General features: G+C 35.0%; 1 protein-coding gene and 1 pseudogene. Both read left to right on the top strand.

The window, feature by feature from the left end:
• Positions 1-75, top strand: a pseudogene (locus FTV28_RS13455) (IS6 family transposase); the annotation flags it as partial.
• Between the two features lie 39 nt (positions 76-114).
• On the top strand, positions 115-480 hold the full coding sequence (locus FTV28_RS13450; protein ID WP_218944957.1) for a RepB family plasmid replication initiator protein: 366 nt from the start codon (positions 115-117) through the stop codon (positions 478-480).
• Positions 481-1,237 lie beyond the last annotated feature (757 nt).

Genomic DNA, 1,237 nt, shown 5'->3' with positions numbered 1-1,237 from the left:
GGACAAGCATCGTCATTTTATTATGGTCAGCCTCAGGGTGAAGTGTGTCTAATCAACAGGGTTTTCGGTCTCTAAGCACTTTTTAAAGGGAACATCATCGACTCAAATCTCTATTTGCAACAGTGCCGTCAAATTAACGAACACACGGATATTATTGCTGAATATGAGCAACACAAGCAAGGTCGCACTATTACAGGATTTACCTTTAAATTTAAACAAAGAACCAAGCCCAAAACGGTAAAAGCTGAAAAGACAGAGCGTGATCCACATACAGTAGATATGTTTATAACCATGACCGATAATCAACGCTTTGCCTTCGCTAAAAAAATATCTCAATTACATGAGGCATCGTATTTGGCACAAGGGCAAGCAGGTCGAAGTTACGATGTGTTTGCTGAACAAATTGCTGAAGCATTATTAGATAGTGAAAAGCAGAAAGTATATTTACCCTTCTTATCGAAATTAGGGTTTAAATTTTAAGATTTTTATTCGCTGTTTACAGGTTGTGGTAGAAGTAGTCCTTGATATCAAAAACAAAAATTATTTTAAGGGAATAAAGGCTTCTGACTATCACCAAATGATAAGTTATCTGAGTTCTATTCAGTGAAAAACTGCTATATTAGGGGTCAGCACAGAAAACGGAAATTATAGGGCGGTAAGTACATTTATTTACTTCTATGTAGTTGTTATTTAAGAACTTCGTTAAAAATCTTTCAATTAAATTGCATGTTGCCAATCTCTAGCAGACAGGCAAAGCATAAAAATATAAATCTTTGATTTTAATAAATTAATTAGTCGACAAAATTCCTTGTCGTACTATTTTCTCCAAATTCTGGGGTAACCCCTATCAAATCAAAAACTCGATGATATGCGTCATTTAGTTGATCAAATACCTTCTTACGGCAGTCAATCTATACCTAAAATAAACGATCCTAGTTGGGAGGGGTTATTAGATGATCGGAGAATATCTTGGAATATGAACGACATCACCATAATAGAAAGGCTAGTACTTATTTATTATACTTTTAGTATGAAGGTTCTTAGTGTTTTCAATCAAGAATTTGCAGAGAGAGGAGTTTCTTTTTCATACTCTGATTAGTATGCCTATGGCAAACAGAGGTGGTTCCACTTGTTTGAACAACTAAAAGCGTATTTATAAGTGATATTCCGCTCTAGTTAAGCCACCTTGTTTTGTTGGGGTAGCTGATCATAGTAAAACTCATTTGGTGTCATTTTG

Source organism: Acinetobacter sp. YH12252 (genome assembly GCF_013417365.1).
Taxonomy (GTDB): Bacteria; Pseudomonadota; Gammaproteobacteria; order Pseudomonadales; family Moraxellaceae; genus Acinetobacter; species Acinetobacter towneri.
Note: the sequence above shows the minus strand (reverse complement) of the source record. Positions and strands in the feature narration are given on the sequence as shown.